The sequence below is a fragment of the Bradyrhizobium sp. LB13.1 genome (genome assembly GCF_054056815.1).
The window spans coordinates 6,629,905-6,656,445 of sequence record NZ_JBSRYQ010000001.1 but is presented as its reverse complement, the minus strand read 5'-3'; the positions used below and the strand labels follow the sequence as shown (position 1 = coordinate 6,656,445).

The window sequence follows — 26,541 nt, the reverse complement described above, 5'->3', positions numbered from 1 at the left end:
GATTCCCATGAACAGCCCCAGCCGGGTGATCAGTTTCGTCAACGCCGGCCATTTCATCGACCATTATGCGATGCTGATCTTCGCCGCCGCCGTGATCATCATGGGACCGGCGCTCGGCATGGCGTATTCGGAACTCCTGCCCTACGCGACGCCGGGCTTCGTCGCCTTCGGTGCGGGCTCGCTGCTCACCGGCTGGCTCGGCGACCGCTGGAGCCGCCGCCACATGATGCTGATCTTCTTCGTCGGCATCGGTCTTTCCATGATCTCGGTCGGCTTCGTGCAGACCCCGGCGCAGCTCGGCGCGGCGCTGTTCACCATCGGCATTTTCGCCTCGATCTATCATCCCGTCGGTACCGCGATGATCGTGTCTTACGCGGACAAGCTCGGCCGCGAAATGGGATTGAACGGCGTCTGGGGCAATCTCGGCGTTGCCTCGTCGGCGCTGGTCACCGGCGTGATCGGCCAATATCTCGGCTGGCGTTTGGCCTTCATCGTCCCGGGCGTCGTGACGATCATGATCGGCATCGCGTTTGCGATGATGGTCGTGCACGAGGACCGCAAGGGCTCGAAGCAGGCCGCGGCGCAGGCCCGCGTGGCCAAGCAGGACATGTGGCGCGTGATCCTGTCGCTGCTGATCGTGGTGATCGCAATTTCCACCACGTTCAATGCCGTCACCGTCGCGCTGCCAAAACTGTTTGCGGAGCGGCTTGCCGATCTCACCAAAAGCCCGGCGTTGCTTGGCGTCATCGCCGCCTGCGTCTACGTGTTCGGCGCGATGACGCAGTACACGATCGGCCGGCTGCTCGACCGCTATTCGCTGAAGACGGTGGCGCTGCCGCTGTCCTTCATGCTGGCGCCGTTCCTGTATCTGGCCGCAAGCCTGTCCAATCTGCCGCTGATCCTGGTCTCGATCGGCATCGTCATGGGCGCGTTCGGACAGGTCACGGTCAACGACGCCATGGTCGGCAAGTACACCAGCGAGGAATGGCGCTCGCGCGCCTATGCCGTGCGGTATTTCATCGGCTTCACTGCAGCCGGCGCCTCCGTCGGCCTGGTCGCGTGGCTCTACGAGCAGGGCGGCTTCGTCACCATGCTGCACGCCTTCGCCGCGCTCTGCCTGCTCGCGATCGCAGCGGCGATCATCCTGCCGCGCGAAATCAGGACGCCGCAGGCGGTGTGAGGGGGAACGCTCTCGTGTCCCGGACAAGCTGCAACGCGCGAGCGTTGCGGCGCAGAGCCGGGACCCAGAGGCTGCGAATTCCCATGTGGCATGGGCCCCGGCTCTGCGGCGCACCGCCGGAGTGGCGCTGCGCCGCGTCCGGGGCACGAGTGCGGCGTAAGGCCGGGACTCTCTCGTCATTGCGAGGAGCCCTTGCGACGAAGCAATCCAGAATCCTCCCGCGGAGGGACCCTGGATTGCTTCGCTTCGCCGCTTCGCTCGCAATGAAGGGGATGAGGAGGCAGCCCGCGCATGCCACCCGATGATGCCATTGTGCCGGTGTTTTGCCCGACAGAGCAAGTGGTTTCGGCAAAGACGAAATTTCTTCAGCCTTTTCAACCCCATCTCTACTGTGCATGGGGTTGTTTTCGCGTTTTTTGTTGTTGCCCCCGAACTCGCCGCAAGCGACGGGAACCCGCTCCGCCTCCCGCGGGTTCTATCCCCCGTCCGGCACCTTGCCGGGGCAAATGAAGGGGGAAGACACCTGCATGCATTGGAGCCTGCTCCGACCGGTCGGCCTTGTCCCCGCGGCTCTTGTCCTCACCACCATTGCGGCCGCTGCCGAGGGCGGCAAAATCGGCCGGTCCGTCCGAATTCCTGCTGGTTGCGCAGATCGTGCTCTTGATCGCGGTCGGCCGCGGTCTCGGCGAGACCATGCAGCGCATCGGCCAGCCCTCGGTGATCGGCGAATTGCTCGCCGGCATCCTGCTCGGCCCGTCGCTGTTCGGCTGGATCTGGCCTGACGCGCAGCACGCGATCTTCCCCAAAACGCCCGAGCAGAAAGCGATGATCGACGGCATCGCCCAGTTCGGGATCCTCCTGCTGCTACTGCTGACCGGCATGGAGACCGACCTCAAGCTGGTCAGGAAGGTCGGCAAGGCCGCGATCGCGATCTCGATCGCCGGCATCCTCGTGCCCTTCGCCTGCGGTTTTGCGCTCGGCGAGTTCCTGCCCGATGCATTGCTGCCGAACCCGCAAGCCCGCCTGGTTGCGTCGCTGTTCATGGGCACGGCGCTGTCGATCTCCTCGGTGAAGATCGTCGCCGTGGTCGTGCGCGAAATGAATTTCATGCGCCGCAATGTCGGCCAGATCATCGTCGCGACCGCCGTCATCGACGACACCATCGGCTGGGTCATCATCGCCGTCATCTTCAGCCTCGCCTCGCACGGCACGCTGGATATCGCCTCGGTGGCGAAAGCCGTGCTGGGCACGCTGGCCTTCCTCGCCATCAGCTTCACCATCGGCCGCAAGCTTGTGTCTCAGCTCATCCGCTGGGCCAACGACAATCTCGTCAGCACCGCGCCCGTCGTCACGGTGATCCTGCTGCTGATGAGCGTGATGGCGCTGATCACGCACCTGATCGGCGTCCACACGGTGCTCGGCGCCTTCGTCGCCGGCATTCTGGTCGGAGAGTCCCCGATCCTGACGAGGCAGATCGACGAGCGCCTGCGCGGATTGATCTCGAGCTTCTTCATGCCGGTATTCTTCGGCCTGGCCGGCTTGAGCGCCGACCTCACGGTGCTGCGCGATCCCAATCTCCTGATGCTGACCGGGCTGCTGGTCGTGATCGCCAGTGTCGGCAAGTTCGGCGGCGCCTTCGTCGGCGGCACCTTGGGCGGGCTGAACACAAGGGAGTCGCTGGCGCTCGCGAGCGGGATGAACGCGCGCGGCTCGACCGAGGTGATCATCGCCACCATCGGTCTTTCGATCGGCGTGCTCAGCCAGAACCTGTTCACGATGATCGTCACGATGGCGATCGTGACCACGATGGCGATGCCGCCGATGCTGCGCGCGACGCTGGCAAAGCTGCCGATGAACAAGGAGGAGCAAGAGCGCCTGGAGCGGGAAGAGTTCGAGAAGCGCGGCTTCGTCGCCAATCTCGAACGTCCGTTGCTGGCAGTGGACGAAAGCGTCAATGCCACCTTCGCCGCCCACATTGCCGGCCTGATCGCCGGGATGCGTGGCCTGCCGATCACCGTGCTGCACATCGGCAAGCGCGCCAAGGAGCGGGAGAAGGGGAGCGGCGAGGAAGAAAGCCCGGAAGTGGTGGTGAAGAAGGCCGCCGAGACCGTGTCGGCGCATGGCGATGCCGGCAACGTCGACGTCACGACGCGTGTCCGCAAGTCGGGGCTCGGCGAGGCAATCGGAGATGAGGCGAAGAAGGGCTTCGATCTTCTGGTCATCGGCGTCGACAAGGTCACTGCCGCCAAGGATCGCTTCGATCGCGAAGTTGAGGACATCGCAGCGAAGTTCGAAGGACCGCTCGCAATCCTGGCGGCGAAGGGAAAGCACCTGAAGCAGCCGATGCCCGACGCGCTCAATATCCTCGTTCCGGTCTCCGGCAGCGGCGTCTCCAAACGCGGTGCCGAGATCGCGGTGGCGTTGACGCAGGCGGCGGGATCAGGCTCGCTCCGCGTGATCTATGTCGCGACGACGCGCGACAAGGGCGCGCAGCGCGGCGCCTCTCGTGGTCTGAGCCAGGAGGCCGGCATCCTGAAGGACGCCAGCGATCTCGCTGCCCGTTATGAGGTCGACATCACCACGACCTTGCGCGTGAACCGGGCGCCGGAGGCGGCGATCCTGCGCGAGATCGAGACCACCGATGTCGATCTCGTGGTGATGGGCGTCGACCGCATCCAGGGCGACCATCTCTCCTTCGGTGGCGTCGCCGACGCCGTGCTCAGGCAGGCGAAGGTCTCGGTGCTGCTGGTGTCAAGCGGCGAGGCGCGGCAGACCTCCACCGAGAAAGCCTAGGACTTCACCTCGGCCGCCGCCGCAGCCCTCGTCGCCTTTTTTGACGCGCGCCAGTTCTCGAAGCGTTGCACCACCACGAAGAAGGCCGGCACGAACAGCACCGCAAGGCATGTCGAGGCCAGCATGCCCGAGAACACCGTGATGCCGATCGACTTGCGCGCGCTGGCGCCGGCGCCGGTCGCGATCACCAGCGGCACGACGCCGAGGATGAAGGCGAACGACGTCATCAGGATCGGACGAAAGCGGGCGCGCGCAGCTTCGATGGCGGATTCCAGCACCGGCTTGCCGTCGCGGCCGTGCAGCTCCAGCCCGACCTCGACGATCAGGATGGCGTTCTTGGCCGACAGCGCGATCAGGAGGATCAGGCCGATCTGGCAGTAGAGATTGTTGTCGATCTTCAGGCCATTGAGGATCAGCATGGGCCCGATCAGCGACAGAGGCACCGCGAGGATCACCGAGATCGGCGCGTACCAGCTCTCGTATTGGCCGGCGAGGACGAGATAGACCAGCAGCATGGCGAGCCCGAACACCCAGTAGATCTGGTTGGAGACAGCCTTCTCCTGATAGGACATCGCGGTCCATTCGTAACCGGTGCCCGGCGGCAGCGTCTTGTCCGCGATCTCCTCCATCAGCTTCAGCGACTGGCCCGAGGAGTAGCCCTGCGCCGGCAGGCCGATGACGGTCGAGGAGGGATAGAGATTGTAGAGGCTGATCAGCGAGGGACCGGTGGCCGGCGTGATCGTGGCGACGGTGCCGATCGGGATCATATCGCCGTTCGAGTTGCGCACCTGCAAGTTGGCGATGTCGCGCTCGGTGAGGCGGGAACGCAGGATCGGCCTGTGTATAGACCTGGAACACGCGGCCGAACTTGTTGAACTGGTTGACATAGGACGAGCCGAGATAGGTCGACAGCGCCGCGAACACCTGGTCCGTCGTGACGTGCAGCGTCTGGGTCTTGATGCGGTCGATCTCGACGTTGAATTGCGGCACCGAGGAGCGGAACGACGACTGGACGCGCTGCAGCGCGCTCTGGCTCTGGCCGCTACTGACCATCGCGCTCGTGATGGCCTGGAGCTTGCCGAAATCGCTGTTGCCGTCGCGCAGCTCGACTTGCATCGAGAAGCCGGCCGCGTTGCCGATGCCCTGGATCGGCGGCGGCGGCAGCACCAGCGTGCGCGCCTCCATGATGACCGCGAGCTTGTCGTTCAGTCCGTAGACCAGCGAGCGCAGATCCTCGCCCGGACCTTTGCGCGCCCCCCAGTCCTTCAGGATGATGTAGGCGACGCCGGCATTGGCAAGGCTGGCGCTGTTGTCGAGCGCGGAGATACCGGCGATGGTGATGACCTGCTGGACTCCAGGCGTGTCCTTGATCAGCTCGCTCGCTCTGTCGAGCGCCTTCTGGGTCCGCTCCAGCGCAGCGCCGTCGGGCAGTTGCACGGCGGCGATCAGATAGCCCTGGTCCTCGATCGGCAGAAAGCCGGTCGGTACTCGGGACAGGCCGTAGCCGCCGATTCCGATCAGCACCAGCGCGAATGCGACCGAGACCGTGGCATGCCCGCACAGGAAGCTGATCAGCCTTGTGTAGCCCCGCTCGACGCGGTCATAGACATTGTTGAAGCCGCGATAGAAGAAGTTGCGCTTCTCCGGCGGCACCGTCGGCCGCAGCCAGAGCGCACACTGCGTCGGCTTCAGCGTTGCCGCGTTGATGGCGGACAAAAGCGCCGTTGCCGCGATCACCAGTGCGAATTGCGAATAGATGCGGCCCGTGAGGCCCGCGAGGAACGAGGCCGGCAAGAACACCGAGATCAGCACCAGGGTGATGCCGACGATCGGCGCGAACAGCTGGTCCATCGCCTTGATCGCGGCGTCGTGGCCGTTCATGCCCTGCTCGATGTTGTGCGCCGCGCCTTCCACCACGACGATGGCGTCGTCGACGACGATACCGATCGCAAGCACGATCGCGAACAAGGTCGACATGTTGATGGTGAAGCCGAGCGCCGCCATCGCGGCGAACGCGCCGATGATGGTGACAGGCACCGTGGTCGCCGGCACCAGCATCGCGCGCCAGTCCTGCAGGAACACCAGGATCACGACCAGCACCAGGAGGCCGGCCTCGATCAGCGTCATGTAGACCTCGTGCACCGAGGCCTGCACGAATTTGGTGGTGTCGAACGGCGTGTCGTACTTCATGCCCTGCGGGAAAGCCTTGGCGAGTTCCGCCATCTTCTTTTCGACCGCCTGCTCGACCTGGAGCGCGTTGGCGCCGGGCGACTGGAACACGCCGATGCCGGTGGCCGGCTGCTTGTTCAGCGAGAAGATCTGGCTGTAGGTCTGCGCGCCCAATTCGACCGAGCCGACGTCGCGCACCCGGGTGACGTCGCCGCTGGTGCCTGATTTGACGATGATGTTCTCGAACTCGGTGGTGTCGTCGAGCCTGCCGTTGACGTTGAGCGTGTACTGGAACGCCTGTCCCGGTGGCGTCGGCGGCGCGCCGACCTGGCCGGCCGAGACCTGCTGGCTCTGCTGCTGGATCGCCTGGATGACGTCCTGCGGCACCAGGCCACGGACTTGCAGCTTGTTCGGATCGAGCCACACCCGCATCGAATACTGGCCGGCGCCGAACACGGTGACGTTGCCGACACCGGGCAGGCGCGAGAGCTCGTCGCGGAGATTGATGGTGGCGTAGTTGCTCAGATAGAGGCTGTCGAAGGTCTTGTCCGGCGAGGTCAGCGTCACGAACAGCAGGATCGACGTCGATCGCTTCTGCACGGTGACGCCCTGGTTCTGCACCGACTGGGGCAGTTGCGACAGCGCGCTGGAGACCCGGTTCTGCACCAGCACCTGCGCGAAGTTGAGGTCGGTGCCGATCTTGAACGTCACCGTCAGCGTATAGGTGCCATCGGAGCCGCTGTAGGACTGCATGTAGAGCATGTCCTCGACGCCGTTGACCTGCTGCTCGATCGGCAGCGCCACGGTGTCGATCACGGTCTTGGCGCTGGCGCCTGGATAGCGCGTGGTGACCTGCACCGTCGGGGGCACCACATCGGGATATTGCGCGATCGCGAGATTGAACAGCGCGACGCCGCCGATCAGGATCATCAGCAGCGCGATGACGTTCGAGAGGACCGGCCGCTCGATGAAGAATTTTGAGATCATGACTGGCGGCCCCTCACTTGGCGAATCTTACTTGGCGGACGCCTGCGGCTGCTCGATCTTCGTCATTTGCGGGTCGATCTTCTGGCCCGGGATCACGCGCAATAGCCCCGCGATCACCACGCGGTCATCAGGCTTCAAGCCGCTTTCGATCACGCGCAGGCCGTTCTCGACGGGACCGATCTGCACCTTGCGTTGCTCGACGATGTTGTCGCCGCTGACGACGAGGAGATAGCGGCCGCCCTGGTCGCTGCCGAGCGCGGTATCGGGAACGAGCAGGGCGTCCTTCTCCTGGGTGAAGGGCACGCGAACGCGCACGAAATAGCCGGGCAGCAGCACCCGCTTGTCGTTGGGCACGAGACCGCGCACCGCGAGCGTGCCGGTCGACTGGTTGATGGTCGGCGCGACGTAGTCGAGCTTGCCCTCGTGCGGATAGCCGGCCTCGGTTTGCAAGCCGACGTGAATTGGAAATTGCTTCATGTCGGCGGCGGTCAGCCCGCGGCGGGCGGCCTCGGCACGGATGCGCAACACGTCCTGCTCGTTGACGGTGAAGTTCACATAGATCGGGTCCATCGCCACGATGGAGGCGAGTTGGGTCGGGGAGGAAACCCCGACGAGCTCGCCGATCGAGACCATATGCGCGCTGACGACGCCGTCGAACGGTGCGCTCACCTTCGTGTAGCCGTAGTTGACTTCGGCGAGGCGGGTGTTGGCCTGGGCCTGCTGGAGGTTGGCCTGCGCGTTGTCGCGGTTCGAGGTCGAGTTGTCCAACGTCGCTTGCGAGACCGCTTGCCGCTGCACCAGATCGCTCTGTCGCTTGTAGTCGGCTTCCGCCTGCCGGAGCGACGCCTGCGCGCCGGCCTCGGCCGCCTGCGCCTGATCGAGCTTGAGCTTGTAGGTCTCGGGCTCGATCGTGAACAACTGGGTGCCCTGTTTGACGAAGGTGCCGTCCTGGTAGTCTATCGATTGCAGGAATCCCTGCACCCGCGCGACGAGATCGACATTCTTGATCGGCGCGGTGTTGCCGGTGGCCTCGACATAGCGCGTGACCGCGCGCTGCACGGGCGCGGCGACGTCCACCTTGGGCGGCGGCGGCGCGACGAACGTATTCTTGTCCTCGCAGCCGGTGAGCGCGGCCATGGCCATCGCCGCGGCCAGGGCCCGCCCGGCATGTCTCCACGCTCCGTTGCGCCGTGAGGGATTCGCGCAGGTCATTCGGTGGCCCCCGGTTACTGTCTGTCGGGGCGAAAGGCTACCAACAAATGCCCGGCCGTGAAACACCATAGCCATGGCAGTCATCAGGTGGCAGTCATGGGCCTTGCACCGCAAACCGCGCTGTGACCTTCGGCAGTTTTGCCATGACAAACCGCTTTTCATCGCCCGCACGATCGACCAGAATTATGTCAATGGCCGAACGGTGGCACGCGAGGCGGTCGGGAAGAACAAGAGAAGAAGAAAAGGTCAGGAGATCATGACATGCCCACGTATCTTCAGTCGGCCCTTGCCGGCCTCGTTCTCGCAGCGGCGGTTGCCATGCCCGCGCTAGCCGATGGTCTGAAGGACGACATCGCACCGAGCGGCAAGCTCCGCGTCGCAATCGCGATCAGCCCGGCGGGCGGCGCGTTCTGGTCCACCAAGACCGAAGCCGGCTATGCCGGCGTGCCGGTCGATCTCGGCAAGGAGATGGCCGCCCAGCTCGGCGTGCCCGTCGAATATGTCGTGCACCAGAATTCCGGCCAGATCACCGATGCGGCGTCGAAAGGCACGCTTGAAAAAGGTGCTTGGGACGTCACCTGGTTACCCAAAGACCCCGAGCGTGAGACCAGGATGATGTTCGGTCCGATCTACGAGGTCGCCGACGCCACCTACATCGTCAAGGCAAGGTCAAGCGTCACCAATTTCGCCACGCTCGACCAGGTGGGCATCAAGGTTGCGGCCGTCAACGCCACGACCACCATGCGCGGCGCGGTCGCGCATCTGAAGAACGCGAAAGTCACGGGCTACCAGACCTATGACGAGATCTTCGGCCTCCTCAGCAGCGGCGAGATCGACGCCTTCGCGTTGTCGCGCGACCAGCTCAACAAGATGGCGCAGAAGATCCCGGGCACGAAGGTGCTGGACGAGACCTTCAAGAAGACGGTCACCGCCGTCGCCGTGCCGCTCGGCCACAGCCAGGCACTGGCTTTCGTCACCAAGTTCATGACGGAAGCGACGACGAACGGCACGCTTCGCAAGGCCTATGACAATAACGGCCTGAAGGACTCGCCGATCCGCACCGAGTAGGGCGTGCGGAGCAGGCCAACGCGATCGGACATGAATAGCTAGGAGGACCGCCGAACGTGCTCGGCCTGCATGGCTCGAGACGCCCGCTTCGGCGGGCTCGTCATCATGAGGGTCTAGTATCGCGCGGTAAAACGCGACCTCATCCTGAGGGCTCGCCGTAGGCGGGCGTATCGAAGGATGGACCGCAGGCGAGCTATCCGCCACGCTCGTTTTATATGTAATCGCCTTATATGTAATCGCCCTGCAAGCCGGAGAACTAACGCGGCTTGATCTCCGCGTATTTTGCCATCGCCTTCTCGAATTTCCGCTTGAACAGCCACATCGCGCCAAGGATTTCCCGGAAGCTTGCTGAGGTTCGCGCGCGGTCGGCCTGTCCAAAAGCAAAAATGCTGTTGTTGCGCAGGTGCTTCATGATCGTCGGACTGGACACCCTGTAGTTCAGGAGATCGCCGGACTTGAGCGCCGACCGGGTCGGCGTGGGAACGATCTGGATCAGCTCGAACAGCTTCATCTGGTCAATCGGGTCGGGCAGCGTCTTCACGATTCCCGGGATATCCCGGAAAACATCCGCATGTGCGTTCATCAGGCCGTCGCGCACGTTGGTCCAGTGATTGAAGCGATGATCGGTGTCGCGGGCGCGCGCCTCTTCCTTGTCGTCGCGCGCGCTCAGCTCGGGATCGCTTGCGGCGATCTCTGCCTTGATGGCTTCCCATTTCCTGCGGCCGTTGCGGTCCTCGGACGGGCCGGTCTGGAAGCTGCCCATATAGGTGTTGGAGCGCCCGTTGCGGACGTTCTGCTTGCCGTTGGTCTCGGCAAAGAACAGCCCGAGGCTGATCCGGCCCGCTACTTCGGCGTGAATCGGCGCCAGCCCCTTGGCCCGCGCGATCGCGGCAGCGAGATCGACCACGTCGTTGAACGGCGTGGCCGAGTTCTGCGCGCCGGCCGGCGGCGCTTCCATGATGTCGAACAGTTTTGAATATTCGTCGATCAGCGGTTCGATGTCGGCGTCGAAATAGGCCGGCGGTATCTCGAACTTGTTGGGCCTTCCGATCTTCGACGGTATAGCATCGGTGAGATCCTTGTAAGCACTGATGACGGCGACCCGCGCAAGATAGATGGCTTGGCCGGGCAGGTTCGGCAGCGGTTCCTTTGCGTCGATCTGGCGGCGGCGCTCGGCCAGAATTGCCTTGAAATCGCCGAGCGCACGCTCGTAGGTCGCAGCCGCCTCCGATTGTCTTGCCGTGAGCGTTTGCGCCTGGCTCGGGACGAACGTCGTAAGGGCCAGCCCAAGCGCCGCGATGATTGCGAGGAGTTGACGTCGTGCAGGCATGGCCGGTTCCCCAACGATTCGTCTGTCGGGGGATCGTAGCCTAGTCATTGGCTTCGGGCGGCAGGAAGTCGACCTCGTGCAGCGCCGAGATGCGCACGACCTCGGCCGGGTCGGTCAGGTCATGGAGCTGGTTGAACAGCGCCTCCAGCTTCTGCATCGGCGAGACCCAGAACAACGCGCGGGCCGGTTTGTCGGATTTGTTGAAATAGCCGTGCGGGATGCCGCGCGGCAGGCGCACGAGGTCGCCGGCATGGGCCTTCACCCATTTGCCGTCGAGCTTGAGGTCGAGCGTGCCTTCCTGCACCAGGATGAATTCGTCCTGGGTCGGGTGGATGTGCACCGGCACGAATTGGCCCGGCTCGCTGTTGGTCTCGAACGCGAAGGTGGACTCGGTGACGGCCTTCGGGAAATAGACCTGGCCCAGAATGTTCCAGGTCTTGCCGCCATAGCCCGTGCCGTTCGCGGTGATGCCTTTTTCGAGTGACGTCATGGCTCGTCTCCAATGGATATGTCTGGGATGAGTTTTGCGCAGCTATCGCGCGCTGTCCATCCATTCCGCTGCACTAGCGCCCGTCGCGTTCAGCCGCCTGCTTGCGCAGAAAGCCTTCGACATCGGCCTGCACCGAATAGGGCGTCGGGATCGGATCGCCAGCCGTGTCGACGGCGGTGTCGAGGGAGCGGCGCAGCATGCGCGCGAGCTCGGCCTTGCGGTAGGGCTTTGTCAGAAGCGGCGCGCCCATGGTGGCGCGTCCCTGCGCATGCAGCGAGTCGTAGGCATAGCCCGACGTGAACAGCACCCGCAGCGAGGGGCGCGCTGCCACCATCTCGTCGGCGAGCTCTCGTCCATTCAAGCTGCCGGCCATCACGATGTCGGTGAAGAGCAGATCGAATGGCGTGCCTTCGGCTGCGATGGCGAGCGCCTCGGCCGCATTGGCGGCGGGGATGACCTTGTAGCCGAGGCTTTCGAGCTGGACCGTGACATATTGGCGGACGTCGCGGTCGTCCTCGACGCAAAGGATGGTCTCAGTCCCGCCCACGACTTTGCGCTCGTCATAGCCGGCCGGGCGAAGCGTGCTCGCCTCCGCCTTCGGCAGGTAGATCGTGAAAATCGTGCCGCGACCTTGTTCGGACGAGACCTTGATGCCGCCGCCGGATTGCTTGACGAAACCGAACACCATGCTGAGCCCGAGCCCCGTGCCCTTGCCGACGTCCTTGGTCGAGAAGAAGGGATCGAAGATCCGCTCCAGAATGGCCCGCGGAATGCCGGTGCCGGTGTCGGCGATCTCGATCTCGACATAGTCACCGGCATAGCCGGCCCCGACCGCCACGGCCTCGCGGACGCCGAACACGACGTTGCGCGTCGTCAGTGTCAGTCGGCCGCCATCCAGCATTGCGTCGCGGGCGTTGATCGCGAGATTGAGCAGCGCCGAGCTCAATTGGCCGCGATCGACCAGGGCGAGCCATATCTTGCCGTCAAGCCGGGTTATGATCTCGATCTTCTTGTCGAAGGTTGCCAGCAGCAGCTTCGCGAGCTCTTCAAGCAGTTTGTTGACGTCGATCTCGGCCGGCTTGAGCGCCTGCTTGCGGGCAAAGGACAACAGGCTCGACGTCAGCGCGGCACCGCGGTCGGCGGCTTCGCTGATCAGTTTGGTGACGGTCGCGAGCGGCGGATTGTCCTTCACGGCGTCGGCGAGGATCTCGATCGTGCCCGTGATCACGGTGAGCATGTTGTTGAACTCGTGCGCGATGCCGCCGGTGAGCTGGCCGACCGCCTCCATCTTCTGGGCCTGGATCAGCTGCTCCTCGGCGGCACGCTTCTGGGTGACGTCCTTGACGAAATTGTTGATGAGGGTGCGTCCCCCGAGCTGGAGCGCCGTGCTGGACGCCTCGATCAGGATCTCGTCGCCGTTCCGGTGCAGCAGGGTCGCTTCGAACCGGATGCCGATCGGCGCATCCGACAGTTCCGGCAGCAGCCGCATCATGCGTTGCCTGAAGCCGTCGCGTAGCGGCTCGGCGACGAGGAGGTTGACGACGTCCGTGCCGAGCGCCTCCTTGCGTGTCCAACCGGTCAAGGCTTCGGCCTGAATGCTCCACTCCAGGACGATACCGTTCGCGTCGGTTTGAACGAAGGCATCGAGCGCGGTCTTGATGACGGCCTGGGTGATTTGCGCGCTGGCCTGCGCTTGCTCGGCCAGTCGTGCGGCAATGCGCTTGTCCTGCAACGTCGCGATCGTGCGCGTGCAGAGCCGCGCGATCAGCACCGCAACGAGACCGCTTGCGAGCAGGGCGATGAGCTGGGCCGTGCCGAACCCCGTTCCGGTCACGGCATAGGAGGCGAGGAGGGCCGCCGCAGTCACGACCACCTGCGCGACCATCGCGAGTGTCAGTAGCCCCCTGAGTTTCATGGTCTCACACCAACGCGTCAGTCGCGGACCCTCGCGTCCACCCTGTCAATGAGTCCGGCTCCTCGTGAGCTACAGATTCCGTCCGCCGCCGTCGAGGGGCAATTTGCGGTGGTGCCGGGCAGCGGCGCCTCAACCTGCCGGAGAATCGGTCTGGCGCAGCGTCGTCACCCAGATCACGCGCGCGGTCTGCTGGGTCGGGTTGTCGAACATGTGCGGCACGATACTCGGAAAGCGAAAGCTGTCGCCGGCTTCGAGCAGATGGGCCTGGTTGTCGAGCCACAGCCGCAGGCTGCCCGAGAGGATATAGCCCGCCTTCTCGCCGGTGTGCTGCAGGAAGTCGGTGCCGGACGAGGCGCCGGGATTGAGCGTGAGCTCATAGAGTTCGAGCTGGCCTTTGTCGGCCGGCGTCAGCGCCTCCTTGACGACGCCGCTGGCGGTGAGCCGCAGCAGGCGCCGGCCGTTCTTGCGCACGATGTAGCGTTGCACGTCGGCGGGATCGGTGGTCTCGAAGAAATAGGAGATCGGGACGTCGAGCGCGATGCTGAGCAGGCGCAGCGTGCGTATCGACGGCATGGCGCGCGCGCGCTCGAGCTGGCTGATCATGCCGTTGGAGAGGCCGGTCTTGTTGGCGACGTCCTGGATCGACAGCCCGGCACGCTGACGCAGCAGCCGCACGGTCTCGCCGAGGCGCTGGTCGATCGCATCGTCGGCCTCGAGCGCCGGGGCGTCCTTCGGACCGTTCGTGTCGCCGCGACCATCCATGTCGCTCTCCCATGCATTGGGTCGCCGCCAAAAATGGTCCGGCGGCGTGAAAAGGTCGCGCATCCTAGCAATGTGATTGACAGCTGTATTTAGTCGTGATGAACTTTTGATAGAAAAATTTAGAAGCACTAAAGCCCACTCCTGTCCCTTTGCCGGGGTCTTGGGGGCGCGGGAGACGGTGCCGCGTGCGAAAACGGAGAGTGGTCATGGCGGACGACACCGGGAAGTTCGGCGTTGGAGCACTGCATCTCGGCGTTCCGAATCGCCGTCAGCTCTTTCAGCTCGGCGCGGGCGCCGCGGCGGGATGGACGCTTCCAGGCCACGCATTTGCGCAGACCGAACGCCCGACCAATCCGCCGGACAAGCCGCGCGGACAGGTGATCGCGGCGCTATCGCAGGAGCCAACGGTCTTTCATCCCCTGATGCCGGGCATCGAGGTCGACCAGGGCATCTGGTGGCAGGTGTTCTCGCCGCTCTGGTTCATCGATCCCGACGGCACCTTCGTTCCCGACCTCGCGCGCGAAGTCCCGACCATCGCGAATGGCGGCCTGTCGGCCGACGGCCTGACCTGGAAGATCAAGCTGCGTAGCGACGTGAAGTGGCATGACGGCACGCCGTTCACGGCCGAGGACGTAAAATTCTCGCTCGAACTGATCAACAATCCTGATTTCCGCGCCCGCAGCCGCGTCGGCCATAACCTCGTGAAGGACATCAAGGTCGTCGCGCCCGACGAGATCCATTGGCGGATGGAGACGGCCTATTCGCCTTATATGTCGATCCTGGGCGCGCTGACCTTCATCGTACCCAAGCACATCCTGGAAAAGCTGTCGGATCCGAACGCCTCGCCGTTCCACAATGCGCCTGTCGGCACCGGGCCGTTCCGCTGGGGCGAGCGTGTGCCGGGCGACCACATCCTCTTGAATGCTCATGCCGGCTACCACGGCAAGGGACCCTACGTTGAGCGCGTGGTGTTCAAGTACATTCCGGACCTCACCGTCCTCTACACCCAGTTCCGCACCGGCCAGGTCGATTACACCGGCCTGCAAGGCATTTTGCCGAACTTCGTCCAGGAGGCGAAGACGCTGAAGGGGCGCAAGATCTTCGTCTCCGCGACATCCTCGGTGGAGCACATCGCGCCCAATCTGGAGTTTGGTGCGTTCGCCGACCGCACGGTGCGCGAAGCTTTGTATCTCGCCATCAACAAGCAGGCGATCATCGATGCGCTGAATTACGGCCTGCCGACGCAAACCGAGAGTTTCGTGCCGCAGCAGGCCTGGTCGTTCCAGCAGGGCCTGCCGCAGCACAAATATGATCCTGCCAAGGCCAATGCGCTGCTCGATGCCGCGGGATGGGTTCGCGGCGCCGGCGGCGTGCGCGAGAAGGGTGGCGTCAAGCTCGAATTCGCCAACTCGACCACATCCGGCAACGCCGTGCGCGAGCAGACCCAGCAGCTCCTGATCCAGGATTGGCGTGCGATCGGCGCCGCGATGCGCGTCAACAACATGCCGGCGGCGGTAATCTGGGGCGACTTCTGGCAGCAGTCGAAGTTCAACTCGGTGATCGTGGGGGTGAACTTCATGCTGGGCAGCGACCCCGATGTGACGCCGCGCTTCGGCTCCGGCGCCATTCCCGCCAAAGGCGGCCGCGGCTACAACACCTATCAGTACCAGAGCCCGGAAGCGGATCGGCTTCTCGCCGAAGGCGCCAGGCAGTTCGATCTGGCGCAGCGCAAGACAACCTATGGCGAGCTGCAAAAGCTCATCCGCAACGATCTCGCCATCCTGCCGCTGTTCCAGGGCTTCATCGCGGAAGGCGTGAAGGAAGGGCTCCAGGGTTTCCGCCCCAACATCAACATGTCGATCAACTGTTGGAACATCCGCGAGTGGTATTGGGCCTGATGCATCCGATCCGCGGGATCGCCTGAGATGGCCCGTTACGTCGCCAATCGCCTGGCGCAGGCGATCATGCTGCTGGTGATCGTCTCAGCGATCGGCTTCGCCATCCTGCATCTGGCGCCCGGCGGCCCGCTCTCGCAATTTGCGGCCTCCGCGCAGATGACGCAGGAGGATCTCGATCGCGTCACCAGCCAGCTCGGGCTCGATCGTCCGCTTCCGATCCAGTATCTCGACTGGTTCGGTCGTATGCTGAAAGGCGACTGGGGTCGCTCCTACCGCGACGGCGAGGCCGTGCTGTCGGTGATCTCCTCGCATCTCGGTGCCACCATGGAGCTGATGGCGACGGCGACGATCATCGCGGTCTTGCTTGGCTGCTGGATCGGCGTGCTTGGAGCGCTCCGCCGCTACTCGCTGTTCGATACGCTCGCAACCGTCGGCGCCATGATCGCGCTGTCGATCCCGACCTTCTGGTTCGGCCTCGTCACCATCTACGTGTTCTCGGTGAAGCTCGGCTGGCTGCCGTCCGGCAATCGCGAGACCGTCGGCGACGGCTCCTTCCTCGACCTGCTGCATCATCTGATTGCGCCGGCGCTGGTACTGGCGCTGGTCGAGACCGCGATGTGGGGCCGCTTCATGCGCTCCTCGATGTTAGAGGTGATCAACCAGGACTACATCCGCACCGCGCGTGCGAAAGGCATGCCGGAATGGCGTATCCTCACCGTTCACGCCCTGCGCAACGCGCTGCTGCCGATGATCACGGTGGCCGGCCTCCAGTTTCCGACGCTGCTCGGTGGCGCGCTGGTCGCCGAGACCGTATTCACCTGGCCGGGCATGGGTCGGCTGTTCCTCGATTCCATCGGCTATCGCGACTATCCCGTGGTAATGGGCATCCTGATGTTCTCGGCGACGATGGTGCTGATCGGCTCGCTGCTCGCCGACATCTTTTATGCCGTCGTCGATCCGCGCATCCGGGTGGGCTAGACGATGGCGACTGCAGCCCTCTCCACCGTCCAGCTCGCACCCGGCCATGCCGCGTGGCGGCGATTCCGCCGGCATCGCCTCGCGCTCGCGGGCGCGGTGATCATTCTGGTTCTCATCCTCGGCTCGGCATTCGGCCCGTATCTGCTACCGTTCGACGACACCTATATCGACATCATGAAGCGGTTCGCGCCGCCGTTTTCGGGCGCGCACATCCTCGGCACGGACGAGCTCGGCCGTGACGTGCTGGCGCGGCTGATGATGGGCGGGCGCGTGTCGCTTGCGATCGGCATCGTCGCGATGGTGATCGCGATGGCGGTCGGCATCGTGGTCGGCGCCTTTGCCGGCTTCTATGGCGGCGTGATCGGCGCGGTACTGATGCGGCTCGTCGACGCGGTATTATGCTTTCCGACGATCTTCCTGCTGCTTGCGCTCGCGGCGCTCACCGAGCCGGGCCTTGTCACCACCACCGTGCTGATTGCGGCGACCGCCTGGATGGCCGTTGCCCGCGTCGTGGAGGCCCAGGTGCGTTCGCTGCGCGAGCGCGAGTTTGCGGTCGCGGCTCTCGCCTTCGGCTCGTCGAACATGCGCATCATGTTCCGCGAGCTTGTGCCGAATGCGATGGCGCCGATCATGGTGGCGGCGACGTTGAACGTCGCCAAGGCGATCCTGCTCGAATCCTATGTCAGCTATCTCGGTTACGGCATCCAGCCGCCTGCCGCGAGCTGGGGCAACATGCTCAACAACGCGCAGATCTATCTCACCAGCGCGCCCTGGCTCGCGATCGCGCCGGGCCTCGCGATCACGCTTGCCGTGACGAGCTTCAACTTCCTCGGCGACGGCCTGCGCGACGCGCTCGATCCGCGAATGAACATCCCATGACGAGCAAGATCTCGATCGAATTGAAGTCCAGGCTGATGTTAAGGAGTGTCTCATGTCCCCGCCGCTCACCTGCATAAACAGCGACGAGCGCCTGCCGGCGCAGGCGGACGTCGTCGTCATCGGCGGCGGCGTCATCGGCGTCTCCGCGGCCTATCATCTAGCGAAGAAGGGCCTCTCCGTCGCCCTGGTCGAGAAGGGACATGTCGGCGGTGAGCAGTCGAGCCGCAATTGGGGCTGGTGCCGCCAGCAGGGTCGCGCGCGTGAAGAAATTCCTCTTGCCCGCGAGGCGCTGCGCCTGTGGGAAGACATGCAGAACGATGCCGGCGTCGATGCCGGCTTCCGCCGCACCGGCGTGCTGTTCCTGACCAAGAGCAAGGATGAGCTCGCCAGCTGGGAGCGATGGGCCGCAACGGCGCGCGAGATGCAGGTGCACTCGACGGTCCTGACGCCGGCCGAGGTCGCCGAGCGCCTGCCCGGTAATTCCGAGAAATGGGTCGGCGGCCTGCACACGCCGAGCGACGGGCGCGCCGAGCCGTCGATGGCTGTGCCCGCGCTCGCGACCGCCGCGCGAAAACACGGCGTCACCCTCCATCAGGGCTGCGCCGCGCGCGGACTGGAAACGCAGGGTGGACGGGTCAGCGCCGTCGTCACCGAGAAGGGCACCGTTCGCACGCAATCGGTACTGCTGTCCGGAGGGGCGTGGTCATCGCTGTTCTGCCGGCGCCACGGCATCGAGCTGCCGATCGGCCTCGTCAACGCCACCGCATGCCGGACTACGCCGGGACCGGAGATCACCTCCGGCGCGCTCGGCACCGATCTCTACTGCATCCGCCGCCGCCTTGACGGCGGTTTCACCTTGGCGCTGCGCAACCGCGGCACGGTTGAACTGTCGCCCGACCTGTTCCGCTATGCGCTGACCTTCTGGCCGACCTACCTGCACCGCAAGAACGGGTTGAAACTGTCGCTCGGCAAGTCGTTCTTCGATCAACTCATGCGCGGCACGGACTGGAGCCTGGACAAGCCGTCGCCGTTCGAGACCGAGCGTGTCCGTGACCCCGCGCCCGACATGTCGCTGGTCAATGCGGCGCTGGCTTCGCTGATCAAATCGAATCCGGAACTGAAGGACGTTGAGATCGCGGAAGCCTGGGGCGGCACGATCGACTGTACGCCGGATACCATTCCGGTGATTTCGCCGGTCGACGCCTTGCCGGGCTTCTTCCTCGCCACCGGTTTCTCCGGCCATGGCTTCGGCATCGGCCCCGCGGCGGGCAAGCTGGCCGCCGACATCGTGACGGGCGCGACGCCGCTGGTCGATCCTGCGGCGTACAGCCACAAGCGCCTGATCGACGGCCGGCGGCTCGCGCCGGTCAGCCCGTTTTGAGAGTTTTGGCCGCATGACGGTTCTCTACAAGGCCAATATGGTTCGCGGTGAGGAGTGGGCGCGCTTCTTCGCCCAGCGCGCGCCTGATGTGCCGTTCCGGCTCTGGCCCGACATCGGCGATCCCGCTGACGTCCGCTATCTCGTGGCGTGGGTGCCACCGGATGACATCGCGACGACTTTCCCTAATGTCGAGCTCGTCTTCTCGGTCGGTGCGGGCGTGGACCAGTTCGACGCGTCAAAAATTCCGCCGGCACATTCCGTTGGTGCGCATGCTGGAGCCCGGCATCGCCGAAACCATGGTCGAATATGTCACCATGGCTGTGCTCGCCCTGCATCGCAATCTCCTGGACTTCATCGCCCAGCAGAAGGAGCAGGTCTGGCGCGAGATCCGGATCACACCGGCCAGGCGTCGTCGTGTCGGCGTGATGGGTCTCGGCCGGCTTGGCCAGGCCGTGCTCGAGCGCCTCAAGACGTTCGACTTTCCGCTTCTCGGCTGGAACCGCTCACCGCGCGAGATCGAGGGCGTGACCTGCTATGCGGGCGCGGATGCGCTGCCGGATTTCCTTGCGCAGGCCGACATTCTCGTCTGCCTGCTGCCTTTGACCGACGAGACCCGCGGCATCCTGAACGCCGACCTGTTCGCGCGCCTGCCGCGCGGCGCGTTCCTCGTCAATGTCGGGCGTGGCCCGCATCTGGTCGAAGCCGATTTTCTCGCAGCGCTCGACAGCGGTGCGTTGTCCGGCGCCGTCCTCGATGTCGCCGAGCCGGAGCCGCTGCCTGCGGGGCATCCGTTCTGGAGCCACCCGCGCATCCTGCTGACGCCGCATAATGCCAGCATGACGACGCCAGATACGGCGGTCGATTTCGTGCTCGACGTGATCGAACGCCACCGCCGCGGCGAGGATTTGCCTGGGCGTGTCGACCGTAGTCGTGGCTATTAGGACATCGGCATGAGCATGGGCGCAAGCATACCCGACCACGTCGTTGCCGACGCGCAGGCGCCGGTGCTGTCGGTCTCAGGCCTCACCACGTCCTTCCTGCGCGAGCGGCAATGGAGTCCGGTCGTCCGCAATGTATCGTTCGATGTCTCTCCCAAGGAGACCGTGGCTATCGTCGGTGAGTCCGGTTCCGGCAAGAGCGTCACTGCACTCTCGATCATGCGGCTCATTCCGAAGGAGAACGGCCGCGTCGAAGGCAGCGTCCGGCTTGCCGGTCGCGATCTACTGACGCTGCCCGAGAGCAGCATGAAGGATGTTCGTGGCAACGAAATCGCCATGATCTTTCAGGAGCCGATGACGAGCCTCAATCCGGTGCTCACCATCGGCTTCCAGATTGCGGAAGCGCTGATCCAGCACCGCGGCCTGTCGCGCGCGGCGGCGGAGGCCGAGACCATCCGCTTGCTCGATCGTGTTCGCATTCCCGCGGCAAAATCGCGCTTCCACGAACATCCGCATCGCTTCTCCGGCGGTATGCGGCAGCGCGTGATGATCGCGATGGCGCTGGCCTGCAAGCCGAAACTCCTGATCGCCGACGAGCCGACCACTGCGCTCGACGTCACCATTCAGGCGCAGATCCTGGAGCTGTTGAAGGAGCTCCAGAACGAGGAGGGGATGTCGATCCTCTTCATCACCCACGACATGGGCGTGGTCGCCGAGATCGCGGACCGCACCGTGGTGATGTATGGCGGCCAGGCGGTGGAGACCGACGCGACCTCGCGCATCTTCGCAGCCCCCTCGCACCCCTATACAAGGGGCACTACTCGCCGCTGTGCCGCGCCTCGGCTCCATGGATGGACGCGTGCGGCCGATGCGGTTTCCGATCGTCGACAAGGTGACGGGGACCTCGGACGACCCGGCGGAGACACCCGATACGGTCTCGACCGCCGAGCGCCCGCTGCTCGAAGTCGCCAACCTCACCACGCGCTTTCCGATCCGTTCGGGCCTGTTCGGCAAAGTCTCGGGCCGCGTCCATGCGGTCGAGAACATTTCCTTCACCTTGCGTGCCGGCGAGACGCTGGCGCTGGTCGGCGAATCCGGCTGCGGCAAGTCGACGACGGGCCGTTCCATCCTCAAGCTGACGGAGCCGGACAGCGGCACCGTTCTGATCGACGGGCAGGATGTGCTGGCCATGAATGCCCGCACCTTGCGCGACTTCCGCAAGCAGATGCAGATCGTGTTTCAGGATCCGTTCGCGAGCCTCAATCCGCGCATGTCGGTGGGAACGGCGATCGCGGCTCCCTTGCTCGCCAACGGGCTCGCCACGGCGTCGCAGGCGCGCGAGAAGGTCGCCGATTTGCTCGTGCGCGTCGGCCTCACCGCCGACATGGCCGCACGTTTTCCGCACGAATTCTCCGGCGGCCAGCGCCAGCGCATCTGCATCGCACGCGCGCTTGCGCTCGGACCGAAGCTGATCGTCGCGGACGAGGCGGTCTCGGCGCTCGACGTTTCGGTCAAGGCGCAGGTCGTCAATCTGATGCTCGATCTTCAGGCCAGCATGGGGCTTGCTTATCTCTTCATTTCCCACGACATCGCGGTGGTCGAGCGCATGAGCCATCGCGTCGCGGTGATGTATCTCGGCGAGATCGTCGAGACCGGCCCGCGCGCGGCATTGTTCGGCAATCCGCAGCACCCCTATACGAAGAAGCTGATGGCGGCCGTGCCGGTGCCCGATCCAGCGCGCCGCGGCACCCGGCGCGAGGCCTCGAACGACGAGATCAGAAGCCCCGTGCGCGCGCCCGACTACCAGCCGCCGGTTCGGCAATATCGCGAAGTGTCGCCGGGTCACGTCGTCCAGGTCTGGGGCGAGGAGTGGTCCGCCTGAGGCGCGCAGGCGCGGTGCGTTTCCGGTGACGCGGCCTAACCTCATGAGTTGACGTGCACGAAACAGCAAGGGCGGATAGATTTGACGTCGGCGAAATGCGGGGACAGCTTGCGAGTTGACCGCGCCGTTCAGCTCCTGCTTGCGCGCTCCCGGGTGTCGCGACGATGCAGAGGCGTCCTCCGGAAATTGTGACCGGATGGAGCGACAGGAAACCACGGTATGTGAACCGTCTCACATTCCATCACTCTCTTTTTGAGCTATCACTCCCACAAGAAATTGCCGCACCCGGAGCTAATTGACAGACACGGGTGAGATGCAATGCCTGCGAAGCGGCGAGCTCGCAGCTTTGGATTGGCTCTCGTCTTGCTCATGAGCAAGCCAGCCCCATCACTCAGCACAGATCTTTCAGAAATTTGGAATCCACGGAATCGCAAAGCACGTCCACGAGGCAGCCTCTATTCGAGGTCGGCCGGTAGGCCGCTACTTACCTGAGAGGGAGACTCCAATGAAGATTAGCAATGCAGTTTCCAGCGCATTATCCGTAACGAAGCAAACCGGCAATCTTCGGATCGCTCGTTCCAGTCTGATCAAATCGGCCCATCTTATTGAAAGAGTTGGGCTCGCAGCCGTTGGGGCCTCTTGCGGCCTCTATGTGGGTGCGACCCTGTTGCGTCAGAAAGACGGACTGTTTGAAAGCGGCTGGATCGTGCTGCTAACGATGCTGTACGGAGCTCTTAGCTATTATGTCGGAATTGATTTGTCCCGCAGTGCCGCTCGGAGGTCGATTTCGAGCATCTCGGAAGAATGGAACGGTTTCGAGGCGGCTGAGGTCATGAGTGCGGCCGGAACGTTCGGCGCCGCGATTGCTGCAACTCTGTCCGTCAGCATCCTTGTCCTTGATCAAACCTTGCCCAATGGCCTGATAGGCTTTGTTGCCGGCTGTTGGGTGGTTGGTTCTTCGCTTCAAGTTGCGGCGGGGATGATGGCTCGCAACTACGAAGCGTCCATGGGCAAGGAATGAACAAAACTGTGCTCACGGAAAAACGTCTGCTTGGCGTCGTGACGTGGGCACAGGCCGCAGTGTTGGTTTCGGCTTCAGGTCTGAAAGTGAGTAGCTGACGGCTGACAACTCATCGCAACCTCTGTCGTCCAACGCTGCGTGGTGACGATTTTTAGTAGCGCAGCCGTTCGCATCGAGCAATGTCCCTGCCTGGAAGCGGTGCCGGTACTGAGCAACCTAAATGATCGCGCGACAAACAAGACGTGCCATCATGGTGGTGTTGGGATATTGTCCCCGCGCGCCGTGGTCCAAAAATTCTGCTAACCGCCAACCACACGATCGGTGGAGCCAATGCAGATTGCGGAGTGGCTCGAGAAGCTGGGGCTTGGGCAATACGCAGAGCGTCTTGTCCAAAATGGGATTGACATCGACGTCCTTCCCGAACTGATGGACGAGGACTTCGATAAGCTCGGAGTCCTGCTCGGCCATCGCCGCAAAATGCTGCGTGCTATTGCCGACCTCGATCCAGCCGCGTTGATCGCATCGCCGGCTCCTCCTCATGACGCCGAGCGGCGCCATCTCACCGTCATGTTTTGCGATCTGGTCGGCTCGACTGCGCTCTCGGCGCGTCTCGATCCCGAGGATATGTGGGAGGTGATCCGGGCCTACCGCGCGGCCTGCGCGAGAGTCATTGCCGCTTATGACGGCAGGATAGCCAGGTTCGTTGGCGACGGAATACTCGTCTATTTCGGCTATCCTCGCGCCCACGAGGATGACGCGGAGCGCGCAGTGCGAGCGGGGCTCGACACTATAGCCGCGATTCGGCAGCTCAAAACAGGCGCTGACGAACGGGTTGAAATGCGGATTGCAATTGCGACCGGGCTTGTGGTGGTCGGCGACCTCATCAGTGGAGATGCGTCAGAGGAGCACGCAACCGTCGGCGATACACCAAACCTCGCTGCTCGGCTCCAGAGCCTGGCGGAGCCGGGGGCGGTCGTCGTTGCTTCGTCGACGCGCCGGCTGCTTGGTGATCTCTTCGCTTTTCGCAATCTCGGCCGCCGTGAAGTCAAGGGAATAGCCGAACCCATCGCAGTCTGGGCGGTGGAGGGAGCGACCGCATCCGAGAGTCGCTTCGAGGCGGTCCGCGCGGCGCGCTCGATCGGCTTTGTTGGCCGCAAGGACGAGATCGAATTCATTCTCTCGCGCCAGCGCCGGGCATGGCAGGGGCAGGGCCAGATGGTATTGATTTCTGGCGAAGCGGGCATCGGCAAGTCGCGCATTGTCGCAACGCTGTCCGAAAGCCCCTCGTTGGGCGCGCACCGTCGGGTGCGATATCAGTGTTCGCCTTACCACACCAACAGTGCGCTTCATCCCTTTGTCGCGCAGCTCGAGCGCGCCGCCGGCATCCGCTCGCACGATACGTGCGGGCAAAAGCTCGACAAGCTCGAAGCAATGCTGGCGCTTGGAACACAGCAGGTCGCCCGAGCGACACCGCTCATTGCGGCTCTCCTTTCGATTCCAACCGGAGACCATTGTTCGCCGCTCGGTTTGAGCCCGGCGCAGCAGCGGCGACAGACATTTGCCGCCCTTCTCGATCAGCTCGAGGGGTTGGCGCGAGAGCAACCCCTGCTGATTATCTGCGAGGATATGCATTGGGCCGATGCCACGACACTTGAACTGTTCGATCTCGCGGTCGATCGGATCAGGGGACTGCCGATACTCGTGCTCATGACATCCCGGCCGGAGTTCGAGCCCTCATGGTCGGGCCTTGCCAACGTCAGTCTGTTGCGGCTCGACCGGCTCGACCGGCAGGACTCGCGCGCGCTGGTCGAACAGGTGGCCGTGGGTCGCCAGCTGCCACGCGAGATGATGAAGCAGATCATCGACAAGACGGATGGCATCCCGCTATTCGTCGAGGAATTGACCAAGATGGTGCTCGAGTCCGGGCTGCTCGTCGAAGATGCCGGGCGCTATCGCCTCAATAGTCCGCTCCCGCCGCTCGCTATTCCCGCGACGCTGCAAGATTCGCTGATGGCGCGGCTCGACCGGCTCGCTCCAGTCAAGGAGGTGGCGCAGATAGGCGCCGCCATCGGCCGCGACTTCTCATACGCGCTGCTGAAATATGTGGCGGGACGCGATGATCTGACGCTGAGTGCTGCGCTAGGGCAACTCGAAGAGGCCGAACTGCTGGTGCGTCGCGGGGTTCCGCCCGAAGCAAACTATAGTTTCAAGCACGCTCTCGTTCAGGAAACGGCCTACGAGAGCCTGCTCAAGAGCAAACGGCATGTGCTGCACACCCGCATCGGCGACGTCCTGCGCGAAAAGTTTCCAGTCGTCGCTGAGACCGAGCCGGAAGTTCTGGCACACCACTTCACTGAGGCGGGGTTGAGCGGGGTCGCCCACGAGTGGTGGCGCAAGGCAGGACAGCAGGCGCTGAAGCGCTCGGCCTATTCCGAGGCGATCGCACATCTCGGCAAGGCGATTGCCACCGCCGATGAGTTGCCTGATGAGCCCCGCGGGATGATGAGCAGGCTCCATCTTCAAATCGCCTATGGTCGCGCACTACGGGGCAGCCTCGGGCACAGCGCTCCCGAAACGGTAGCCGCATGGACGCGCGCTCGGCAGTTCGTAGCCGACATCAATGATCCAGTTGAACTTGCGCCGGTCCATTCGGGACTCTTCAATGCCTGCCTGACACACGGCGAACTCGCTCCGATGCGGGAGCTGGCGGATGCCATCAGGAGCGCCGTTGACCGACGACCGGACTCACCGGTGGCCGCCGTCGTAGCCCATTGGACGGGCGGAGTTACCTGCTGGTTCGGGGGTGACTACTTGAACGCGAGAGTGCATCTTGAGCAGGCGCTGGATACCTATGGTGCCGAGCCGGATCCCGCGACGTTCAGGGCTTCGGCGCTGGATCTTCCGTTCGTGATCATGAGATTTCTTGCCCTAGTGCTCTGGCCGCTTGGCAGGATCGCTCGCGCGCGCCGGCTCGCCGCCGAAGCGGTGAGTGCTTCAGGAGAAAAACGGGCTCTCTCTCAGGCCAATGCGCTTGTTCATCGCGCTGTGTTTGACGGACTATGCGGGGGCATGTTGCAGCAAACAGAGACGATCCTGGCGCTCGGTCTCGCTCGCGACCACACGATGCCGCTGTATGTGGCCGCCGGCACCTACCTGAATGGCCTGGCCAAGTGGCGCGCCGGCGACCGAACGACCGGATTGACGGAAATGCGCCGCGGCTGGACCTTGCTGCACGAGAATGACTGCTATCTCTGTGAACCGTTTTGGGGGATGCATGTCGCCATGGCGGCCGCAGAGTCGGGTCAACTCGAAAACGGGCTGGAAATCTTGAGCGAATTGATCGCATGGGCGGGCCAATCCGGTCAGCATTGGCTTGATGCCGAGCTGCATCGCGTCTACGGCGAACTGTTGTCGCGCCATGACCCTGACGAATGCAGTGCCGAAAATGCCCTCAAGCGAGCGCTGGAAATCGCACGACACCAACAGGCGAAGACTTTCGAGTTGCGCAGCGCCCTTGGTCTCGCACGCTTGCACAAGAGAAAGGGCCGAGCGGGCGCGGTATCCGAGGTGCTCGCTCCCGTCCTTGCTGAATTCGATGCGGAGCGAAATCTTCCCGAAGTCGAAGAAGCGAAAGAGCTGCTCAAGCAAGAGCGTTAGC

Annotated in this window: 14 protein-coding genes and 3 pseudogenes; 11 read left to right on the top strand and 6 right to left on the bottom strand. The window is 63.9% G+C overall.

Annotated elements, in window-relative coordinates:
- The first annotated feature begins 7 nt into the window (after positions 1–7).
- Together ACVWYI_RS32190 and ACVWYI_RS32185 are read left to right on the top strand one after the other, a co-directional pair.
- The gene (locus tag ACVWYI_RS32190) at positions 8–1,180 is read left to right on the top strand and encodes an MFS transporter (protein WP_247347861.1); all 1,173 of its coding nucleotides are present in this window, start codon (positions 8–10) and stop codon (positions 1,178–1,180) included.
- A 558-nt stretch (positions 1,181–1,738) separates the two neighbouring features.
- Positions 1,739–3,973, top strand: coding sequence for a cation:proton antiporter domain-containing protein (locus ACVWYI_RS32185; RefSeq protein WP_456664177.1), 2,235 nt, complete (start codon positions 1,739–1,741; stop codon positions 3,971–3,973).
- On the opposite strand, the pseudogene ACVWYI_RS32180 reads toward ACVWYI_RS32185, so the two are convergent.
- A pseudogene (locus ACVWYI_RS32180) lies at positions 3,970–7,129 on the bottom strand (efflux RND transporter permease subunit). The gene ACVWYI_RS32185 and the pseudogene ACVWYI_RS32180 sit on opposite strands and share 4 nt — an antisense overlap.
- 27 nt (positions 7,130–7,156) lie before the next feature.
- The gene (locus tag ACVWYI_RS32175; RefSeq protein WP_456664176.1) at positions 7,157–8,341 is read right to left on the bottom strand and encodes an efflux RND transporter periplasmic adaptor subunit; all 1,185 of its coding nucleotides are present in this window, start codon (positions 8,339–8,341) and stop codon (positions 7,157–7,159) included.
- A 261-nt stretch (positions 8,342–8,602) separates the two neighbouring features.
- Between ACVWYI_RS32175 and ACVWYI_RS32170 the strand changes: the two genes are divergently transcribed.
- Positions 8,603–9,409, top strand: a complete 807-nt coding sequence (locus tag ACVWYI_RS32170) for an ABC transporter substrate-binding protein (RefSeq protein ID WP_456664175.1) — start codon at positions 8,603–8,605, stop codon at positions 9,407–9,409.
- A 256-nt stretch (positions 9,410–9,665) separates the two neighbouring features.
- Here ACVWYI_RS32170 and ACVWYI_RS32165 read toward each other — a convergent pair whose 3' ends face one another.
- The 4 genes from ACVWYI_RS32165 to ACVWYI_RS32150 form a co-directional block, all read right to left on the bottom strand.
- On the bottom strand, positions 9,666–10,739 hold the full coding sequence (locus tag ACVWYI_RS32165; protein ID WP_456664174.1) for a hypothetical protein: 1,074 nt from the start codon (positions 10,737–10,739) through the stop codon (positions 9,666–9,668).
- A gap of 40 nt (positions 10,740–10,779) precedes the next feature.
- A complete protein-coding gene (locus ACVWYI_RS32160) occupies positions 10,780–11,229 on the bottom strand; it encodes a cupin domain-containing protein (protein WP_247347856.1) in 450 nt (149 codons plus the stop codon).
- 73 nt (positions 11,230–11,302) lie between these two features.
- Positions 11,303–13,144 (bottom strand): ATP-binding protein, encoded by a 1,842-nt coding sequence (locus ACVWYI_RS32155; protein WP_456664173.1) that lies wholly within the window; start codon positions 13,142–13,144, stop codon positions 11,303–11,305.
- Between the two features lie 129 nt (positions 13,145–13,273).
- Positions 13,274–13,906, bottom strand: coding sequence for a helix-turn-helix domain-containing protein (locus ACVWYI_RS32150; RefSeq protein WP_456664172.1), 633 nt, complete (start codon positions 13,904–13,906; stop codon positions 13,274–13,276).
- Positions 13,907–14,112: 206 nt separating this feature from the next.
- Here ACVWYI_RS32150 and ACVWYI_RS32145 point away from each other — a divergent pair, with 206 nt between their 5' ends.
- The 8 genes and pseudogenes from ACVWYI_RS32145 (at position 14,113) to ACVWYI_RS32110 (ending at position 26,540) form a co-directional block, all read left to right on the top strand.
- Positions 14,113–15,804 carry a peptide ABC transporter substrate-binding protein gene (locus tag ACVWYI_RS32145; RefSeq protein ID WP_456664171.1) on the top strand — a complete coding sequence of 564 codons (1,692 nt, stop codon included), beginning with the start codon at positions 14,113–14,115 and terminating at the stop codon, positions 15,802–15,804.
- 27 nt (positions 15,805–15,831) lie between these two features.
- A complete protein-coding gene (locus ACVWYI_RS32140; protein WP_247347852.1) occupies positions 15,832–16,782 on the top strand; it encodes an ABC transporter permease in 951 nt (316 codons plus the stop codon).
- A gap of 3 nt (positions 16,783–16,785) precedes the next feature.
- On the top strand, positions 16,786–17,661 hold the full coding sequence (locus ACVWYI_RS32135) for an ABC transporter permease (protein ID WP_456664170.1): 876 nt from the start codon (positions 16,786–16,788) through the stop codon (positions 17,659–17,661).
- Between the two features lie 52 nt (positions 17,662–17,713).
- Complete coding sequence (locus ACVWYI_RS32130) at positions 17,714–19,042, top strand: NAD(P)/FAD-dependent oxidoreductase (protein WP_456664169.1); 1,329 nt, start codon at positions 17,714–17,716, stop codon at positions 19,040–19,042.
- 13 nt (positions 19,043–19,055) lie between these two features.
- Positions 19,056–19,983 (top strand): annotated as a pseudogene (locus tag ACVWYI_RS32125) (2-hydroxyacid dehydrogenase).
- Between the two features lie 9 nt (positions 19,984–19,992).
- Positions 19,993–21,862 (top strand): annotated as a pseudogene (locus ACVWYI_RS32120) (ABC transporter ATP-binding protein).
- A gap of 505 nt (positions 21,863–22,367) precedes the next feature.
- Positions 22,368–22,883, top strand: a complete 516-nt coding sequence (locus tag ACVWYI_RS32115) for a hypothetical protein (protein WP_456664168.1) — start codon at positions 22,368–22,370, stop codon at positions 22,881–22,883.
- A 330-nt stretch (positions 22,884–23,213) separates the two neighbouring features.
- Positions 23,214–26,540, top strand: a complete 3,327-nt coding sequence (locus ACVWYI_RS32110) for an adenylate/guanylate cyclase domain-containing protein (protein WP_456664167.1) — start codon at positions 23,214–23,216, stop codon at positions 26,538–26,540.
- Position 26,541: the final 1 nt, after the last annotated feature.

Bases quoted from the DNA above. Each gene is read 5' to 3' on its own strand.
- ACVWYI_RS32175 (WP_456664176.1), bottom strand. From the start codon at position 8,341: ATGACCTGCGCGAATCCCTCACGGCGCAACGGAGCGTGGAGACATGCC.
- ACVWYI_RS32170 (WP_456664175.1), top strand. From the start codon at position 8,603: ATGCCCACGTATCTTCAGTCGGCCCTTGCCGGCCTCGTTCTCGCAGCG.
- ACVWYI_RS32155 (WP_456664173.1), bottom strand. From the start codon at position 13,144: ATGAAACTCAGGGGGCTACTGACACTCGCGATGGTCGCGCAGGTGGTC.
- ACVWYI_RS32140 (WP_247347852.1), top strand. From the start codon at position 15,832: ATGGCCCGTTACGTCGCCAATCGCCTGGCGCAGGCGATCATGCTGCTG.
- ACVWYI_RS32130 (WP_456664169.1), top strand. From the start codon at position 17,714: ATGTCCCCGCCGCTCACCTGCATAAACAGCGACGAGCGCCTGCCGGCG.
- ACVWYI_RS32165 (WP_456664174.1), bottom strand. From the start codon at position 10,739: ATGCCTGCACGACGTCAACTCCTCGCAATCATCGCGGCGCTTGGGCTG.
- ACVWYI_RS32110 (WP_456664167.1), top strand. From the start codon at position 23,214: ATGCAGATTGCGGAGTGGCTCGAGAAGCTGGGGCTTGGGCAATACGCA.
- ACVWYI_RS32135 (WP_456664170.1), top strand. From the start codon at position 16,786: ATGGCGACTGCAGCCCTCTCCACCGTCCAGCTCGCACCCGGCCATGCC.
- ACVWYI_RS32150 (WP_456664172.1), bottom strand. From the start codon at position 13,906: ATGGATGGTCGCGGCGACACGAACGGTCCGAAGGACGCCCCGGCGCTC.
- ACVWYI_RS32160 (WP_247347856.1), bottom strand. From the start codon at position 11,229: ATGACGTCACTCGAAAAAGGCATCACCGCGAACGGCACGGGCTATGGC.
- ACVWYI_RS32190 (WP_247347861.1), top strand. From the start codon at position 8: ATGAACAGCCCCAGCCGGGTGATCAGTTTCGTCAACGCCGGCCATTTC.
- ACVWYI_RS32145 (WP_456664171.1), top strand. From the start codon at position 14,113: ATGGCGGACGACACCGGGAAGTTCGGCGTTGGAGCACTGCATCTCGGC.
- ACVWYI_RS32115 (WP_456664168.1), top strand. From the start codon at position 22,368: ATGAAGATTAGCAATGCAGTTTCCAGCGCATTATCCGTAACGAAGCAA.